The sequence below is a fragment of the Microcoleus sp. F4-D5 genome, assembly GCF_036704885.1.
Classification (GTDB): domain Bacteria; phylum Cyanobacteriota; class Cyanobacteriia; order Cyanobacteriales; family Microcoleaceae; genus Microcoleus.
This window is the reverse complement of the sequence record NZ_JAUBSX010000151.1, coordinates 1-6,074: the sequence shown is the minus strand read 5'-3', so window position 1 is coordinate 6,074 and position 6,074 is coordinate 1. Positions and strand designations below refer to the sequence as shown.

Annotated in this window: 7 protein-coding genes; all 7 read right to left on the bottom strand. The window is 42.5% G+C overall.

The genetic code is table 11. From position 1 onward, the window contains the following. Positions 1–203: 203 nt before the first annotated feature. On the bottom strand, positions 204–1,268 hold the full coding sequence (locus tag QUA80_RS32820; RefSeq protein ID WP_333429094.1) for a linear amide C-N hydrolase: 1,065 nt from the start codon (positions 1,266–1,268) through the stop codon (positions 204–206). Positions 1,269–1,319: 51 nt separating this feature from the next. Beyond that, the gene (locus tag QUA80_RS32815) at positions 1,320–1,469 is read right to left on the bottom strand and encodes a hypothetical protein (protein ID WP_333429093.1); all 150 of its coding nucleotides are present in this window, start codon (positions 1,467–1,469) and stop codon (positions 1,320–1,322) included. Between the two features lie 69 nt (positions 1,470–1,538). Then, positions 1,539–1,661: a hypothetical protein gene (locus QUA80_RS32810; RefSeq protein WP_333429092.1), complete on the bottom strand. Its 123-nt coding sequence runs from the start codon at positions 1,659–1,661 to the stop codon at positions 1,539–1,541. Positions 1,662–1,670: 9 nt separating this feature from the next. Further along, positions 1,671–2,741, bottom strand: coding sequence for an IS630 family transposase (locus QUA80_RS32805; RefSeq protein WP_333429091.1), 1,071 nt, complete (start codon positions 2,739–2,741; stop codon positions 1,671–1,673). Positions 2,742–2,896: 155 nt separating this feature from the next. Continuing rightward, on the bottom strand, positions 2,897–3,547 hold the full coding sequence (locus tag QUA80_RS32800; RefSeq protein WP_333429090.1) for a hypothetical protein: 651 nt from the start codon (positions 3,545–3,547) through the stop codon (positions 2,897–2,899). 10 nt (positions 3,548–3,557) lie between these two features. After that, a complete protein-coding gene (locus QUA80_RS32795; RefSeq protein ID WP_333429089.1) occupies positions 3,558–5,153 on the bottom strand; it encodes a tetratricopeptide repeat protein in 1,596 nt (531 codons plus the stop codon). Between the two features lie 334 nt (positions 5,154–5,487). Then, entirely contained in the window at positions 5,488–5,928 is a 441-nt protein-coding gene (locus QUA80_RS32790) for a hypothetical protein (protein WP_333429088.1), read from the bottom strand. Positions 5,929–6,074 lie beyond the last annotated feature (146 nt).

Sequence of the window (6,074 nt, the reverse complement as noted above, 5' to 3'; positions counted from 1 at the left end):
GTCATTGGTTTTCTCACAGGATGGTCTTGGATCTTACATTCTTTATCTCTAGCACATCTTTAGAAAAATGGTATAAGAAGTGCGATCGCTCAGAGAGCGAGAGGGCTTCGTAGACATCGCACCGACAATTGAGAAGGTGCGTTACGAAGAGAGCGATCGCACCCTACAAGAGCAAGCGATCGCACTAGAAAAATGAATGACGATTAGCTTATATGGGTGCGTACATAGAGGTGCAAGCTATCAGTGGATACGTTGTTCCCAAACAGATCTTCGGCAGGTGTCAATTTCTCGGATACATCACCGATCGCTTCCCGATTCTTGGCCAGATCGAAGACACGAACACCACTGCCTTCTTTGAAGTCTAACTTCTTGGCATCAAGCCAGATCAGAGTTGGATAAAGGGATGATTCGTACAGATAGAGTTTTTCTGTGAGAGCAGCGACTGTACGCCATCGGGTTGATGAGGCATAAGCACCGGAGTCTGGTACTCGAAACGGTTGTGCGGTAGAACGCATCACACTTAAAACCCCAGCGATCGCTTCCCGTTGGTTTGCTGGCTCAGGGAGACTCTTTAAATAAAAGACACCACGAACAAAACGGTCAGCAGCAGCAGTAGTACCAGGCAAGTCTAGCTCACCACCAAACCCTTCGTACTTCTGGAGATTTAAAAGCTGTTCTTTGAAGGGAGGAGAATTAGTCAGGACATTGTACTGCATCGAATAATTAAGAATGTCGCCACTGTAGTAGATGTCTCTTTCTACACTATCTCCATTTTTAAGATACTCGATAATGACCGACTCACCCTGAGCATCTTCCATCGCCAGGTGGCATTGGACTTCCTGTTCCCCATTTCCCTTTTTTATCTTGGTTGGGACAAATTGCAGATCTTTATTTTTTTCCAAGTGTTCAACAACTTCCCTAACGGTGGCAAAGTTATCAAGGAAATATTGCAGTCCTCGATTGCCATCAAGCCCTGGTTTGCTTTCATCACGCTCCCCATAATAACTTTCAGTAAGCCAATTAGCATGAATTGCTAATCCCTTTTCATTCATTCCGTCACTTGTGCCCTGATCGTACACAGAAGCAGCAATGCTGCCATATTTTGAGACCCACCCTATAAATTTGCCCTTGACATCACTTTTCCGTTTTAGTCCAGCAGGAAAGACCCAGAGCTTTTCTTCCATATCAAAACCCCAGTCCATATTACGACCGCAGACTGAAGAAGATTTGTCACCAACCTTTCCTGTCCATAGTATTCGCGTACACATAGTTTTGTCTCCTTATGGTTTTACACCAGTTCAATGATTAGAATGCGATCGCTATTCTCTCGACAAAAAAGCGATCGCATTTCCAATTTCCCTAAAGCGATGTCTACGACTGGCTACGCCTACGCTCTCTCGTGAAGAAAAAGCGATCGCCTTTTTGTCATCAGGAAGAAGTGCGATCGCATACAGTGGACGTTTCACCATCGCCCTTCTCTCCACAAAAGAGCGATCGCTCTCCTGTAAATAAAAAGCGATCTGAAGAGCAGCAGCGCTTCAGATCGCATTTCCCATTTCCTCAAAGCGATCGCTCTGCCGTAAAGAAAAAGCGATCGCCTTTGTACAATCACTAAGAAGTGCGATCAGCTCTGCTGGTGCGCTTCGCGCAATCGCACTCATACCATTTTTTTAAAGATGTGCTAGAGATAAAGAATGTAAAATCCAAGACCATCCTGTAAGAAAACCAATGACATGATTCGTTAAAGATGCTAAGATTTCCTGAACTTTTACGCGGAGTTCGTCAAGATTACTAAAGACTAACCAACCTAAAAATTCTTTGATGTATTCCCAAACTCTTTCTGTTGGATTCACTTCAGGACAATGAGGAGGCTGAAACAGTAAAATAATATTGTCTGGCAATTCCGATGTGCTTAAAAGATGACCGGGAGCATTATCGACTTGAATTATCTGCAATTCATTGGGATATTCAAGCGACAATTGCTCCAAATATGCTTGAAAACAAACTCGATCTAAATGCGAAAACTCCCAAAAAAAACTTCTCCCAGTAGATGGGGATACTGCTCCGTAAAGCCAGAAACATTTAAATTTCCATTGATGTCTTCCTACGGGTTTTACACCCCGTAATGTCAGCTTTCGCCTCTGTATCGTATGTAGTCCTAATCGAGTTTCGTCACTGCACCATAAAATCCACTTTTTGTATTTCTTTACTTGCTCAGGAACCTTGACCAGTAAAGCTTTTATTTGTTGATGCAGTGTATTTTTAAATTCATTGATTGCCGTTGATTTTTGTTCGCTACTCCGGGGTCTTGGGATTTTTAATTTACTTTTCAACTCCCCTTTTACCAAGGAGTATACAGCTTGATAACTACTAGGTATCTCTTTGATTAACCAGAGCCAGAGATGAACTTCTTTATAACTAGAAAACCCTTCGGGGTCTCTCAATTCTTGTTGTACTAAAGCCGCTACTTCTACGGAAAACTTTTTGGGTCTGCCAAAAATCTGTCGATTTTTTAACAAATTTTCTATGCCACCTTCTTTATATTGAAAGAGCCAGCGATGAATAGTAGTTTCATTTTTGCCCAAAATAGACGATACTTCTCGGACTGTTTCTACTTGTTTTGACTGAAATAAATAAAGCATTTGAATTTTATTATATGCTAAGATTCTTTTTTGGTGTTTCCGAATCTCTAGCAATACCTCTACAGATTCGGTAATCGTTATATGAGGACGACCAGACATTTTAATATTCTCCTTTACTTTTGAGACAAGTCTAGCATAACTTTAAAAAAATGGTATCAATCTCTCATTATCTTCCGCGATCGTTCTCTGGCGAGAGGGCATTGTAGACATCGCACCGACAAATGAGAAGGTGCGTTACGAAGAGAGCGATCGCACTAGATGAATAAAGGTGCTGCGGAGGCAACCGTTTGTGTTATCTGAGAAATCAGATTAACTGTTGCCTGTACAGCTTTTCCTGTTTTGTCCAAGATAGTGAATGGATCGGGATTTCCTGTGTTGATAGGCTCGATGTAAAACCCACCTTCAGGGGGGAATACAAGTTTGCAGTTAGTATCAGAACCATTACCTAATGCTGTTTTTACAAATGTTTTTCCCATTTGATCTACATAAAAAATACTATCTTGTCCCTCAAACTTAGTAGTATACAAACGAATCCCTGCAATGCTATCTGGGTGATCCATCACCTCCTCATAAAAACTAATAATCTTGTAGTGATGGTTCTCACTTAAGTAAAACCAAGGGACAGCAAAATAATTAGTTTTGTGAACTCCATTCGGTATATGATGCCACTTTCGGTCATTAAAATCTTCACCATAAACCACCCCATTGTGCTGATCATCACGAGATCGCATAAAGACTGGTCTGTTACTAAACTGGTAAATATCTGTAATCCAAGCTACACCCATAAAAATCTCCTTTTTCTCGTACTTTTCAAATAACGCAGTGGTTTTTCTTCCCACATCTTTTAGACGTTTCCCAACCCCAATTTGGGAATTTTTCGAGTTACGAGCAATTTTTCTCCCCAAAAACCCACCCTCAACCCCTATAACCCTTGCCCCTCTTACCCTTCAACCGCAGCAAACTTTTCTCAACCTCCCCGCGAGCCGGATACAACAACTGCTGACTCAAAGCACTTTCATAAGCCTGTATCGCTCCCAACGGATCCTTCAACCCCACCAAGGCTCTCCCTAACCAGTAATCAGCCATAGCCCCGTTAAACGCTCTCAATTCCTGACATCCCTCACCGGCAACTTTCCACCAGCGCTGACTAGCCCCAACATCCCCCAGCACCTGGTAACTCTCCGCCAGCCACAGCGCCGTCGGCACGAATTGCAGAGAAATTCCCGCTGGTAACAACTTCCATCCTTTCTCCAACGCCTCCACCGCTTCTTGATGTTTAAGCGCCAAAGCCAACACCCGCCCATGACGAAACCAAGTATCAACTAACTGCGGCTGAAGTTTTGTGCCCTGCTCAGAAACACTACATCCTCGTTCAATCTCTTTGAAGTGTTCCACCAACACCCGCCCCGTAATCGCCCAAACACTCCAACGTTCAGGAAATCGTTTCAGCATCTGTTCTACCACAAAACGCAATTCTTCCCAGCGTTTGGCAACCGGTAAAATTTCACACAATGCCCGATAAATTGCACAATCATCGGGATACAGTTGATAAGCATTCGCCATCATGTGTGCTGCCTTTTGATATTCTCCCGTGTCGTATAAGCACCAGCCATAGTAATACCAACCATAAGGATGATTGGGGTGTTGGGCGGTAAACTCTGCCAACACCTCCACACCTTGCCGCCAATCTCCCCGGAAAATGTGATAATAGCCCAGAGAATTGTGAGCCTCAGCCCCATGAGGAGTTTGTAGCAGTAAAGAGGTAATCATCTTTTTCGTCAGTTTCCCCTCTTCACCAGAAACTAATCTCATCTGAAGACGTTGCTCAATTTGTCGTTGGAGTACCCTAAAATCATTCGGAAATAGAGCTATAAGCTTGCTCAACTGCTCTGTTGCGGCGCTCATATCCCCCACCGCCAGATTCGCATCATGGCTGTAAATCAACGCCACAAAATCATCTGGGTTGATTGCCAAAATTTGCTCCACAGCACTGAGCACGCCAAGATGATTTTCTATCTGCTGATGCACCTGTGCCAAAGCCAGCCGGTGAACGACTTTTTCAGGTTCTAAATGAGTTGCTAAATTAAAGGCAATAATTGCTTTGTCACTCTCACCCCGACAAACTGCAATCAATCCCTTGATATGATGCTGAGTCGCTTCGTTTTCGGAACACGACAAGGCTTTTTCATAGACTTCTATTGCCTCTTTTTCTCGTTTCATTAGCTGCAATAGTTTCCCTAGTTGCAGCCGCACACCCATTAATTGCAGTTGTCGCTCAATCACTTGATGATATTCGGCAACCGCTTGTTGCCAGTCTCCCATCTGGTAAAGCAAATTAGCTAATTCTAACCTTTTTTTCCATCCTTGGGGATATTTCTGAACATACTTACTTAAAGTGTTCAATTTCTGCTCTTGTCTCGTTGGCTTTTCTTCTAAGAAAAAGTGAACATTCATCTCTAGCCCAGAAGATTGGCAGAACTGCACCAATGATGTGGCAAAGTATCCAGACATAATTTAGACTGGCTATGGATAAGGGGAAATAGAATAATTTACGTTGCTCAGATTATGCCTTAGTTACTCAAACTGAACAAGCTAAAAAACATTAATTATTTATTATTAAGGAAAATCAATGTGAGCACCTCAATCAATGGCTCTCTCGTAAACAAAAAGCGAAATCTACGACGGGCGTTGCCTGCGCACTCCGAAAAAAAGCGATCGCGCCCGTCGAGTGGGCTATATCGCTTTTTCTTCAAGTTTTTGAACAGTGAAATGGAGCAGCACTAAGTTGGTAATGTTCCCAAAGTCAAAGAGATTTCACTTTCACGCATTATGGATTATTTTACCTTTACATTTTTCTTGCTTCATCAAATATATTGTCTAGCTCATCGGAGTCCTTACGGTTGGCAGATTCCCCTGTATCGTCTGCCCAAACTGTTAGCATTCTAAAACATAGCTTAACTGATAACACTTTTTGAGTGTTGCAGTAATCAAATAATCTTTTCTTCCTGTCTGCTGGATTCTTCCATATCTCGTCAAATGCTTTGAACGTGGCATATCCCCCAGGTACTCTACTCATCATATCCCTGATCTCACCAGCAATTAAATAAGTATCTGGTGTTAAATTTAACTGCCTAGATGGAATACTTTCCACAGGAAGTTTTACCGTGTCTGACTGAAACTTTTCAGAGGTAATCGAGTTGGTAGCAGCAAAGCTGCTTATGGATGTAGATGACCACAGGAGACTTGCCACGAGTGCGATCTGCTGGATTTTGCGGGATGTACTCATTTTTTGTTAAGAAAGATGTAACTAATGCCTGGACTCTAAGCGGTTTTATGTGACCGCTTATTTATTAGTTAGGGATTGCTGAAAAAGTGACCCAAGAGGAACACAAGGATGAATTAGCCAATGAAGTAACCAAGACTAATAAGATT

Excerpts from the sequence above, each read along its gene's own strand:
- QUA80_RS32815 (WP_333429093.1), bottom strand. The coding sequence starts at position 1,469 with ATGGTGAAACGTCCACTGTATGCGATCGCACTTCTTCCTGATGACAAA.
- QUA80_RS32805 (WP_333429091.1), bottom strand. The coding sequence starts at position 2,741 with ATGTCTGGTCGTCCTCATATAACGATTACCGAATCTGTAGAGGTATTG.
- QUA80_RS32810 (WP_333429092.1), bottom strand. The coding sequence starts at position 1,661 with ATGAGTGCGATTGCGCGAAGCGCACCAGCAGAGCTGATCGCACTTCTT.
- QUA80_RS32820 (WP_333429094.1), bottom strand. The coding sequence starts at position 1,268 with ATGTGTACGCGAATACTATGGACAGGAAAGGTTGGTGACAAATCTTCT.
- QUA80_RS32790 (WP_333429088.1), bottom strand. The coding sequence starts at position 5,928 with ATGAGTACATCCCGCAAAATCCAGCAGATCGCACTCGTGGCAAGTCTC.
- QUA80_RS32795 (WP_333429089.1), bottom strand. The coding sequence starts at position 5,153 with ATGTCTGGATACTTTGCCACATCATTGGTGCAGTTCTGCCAATCTTCT.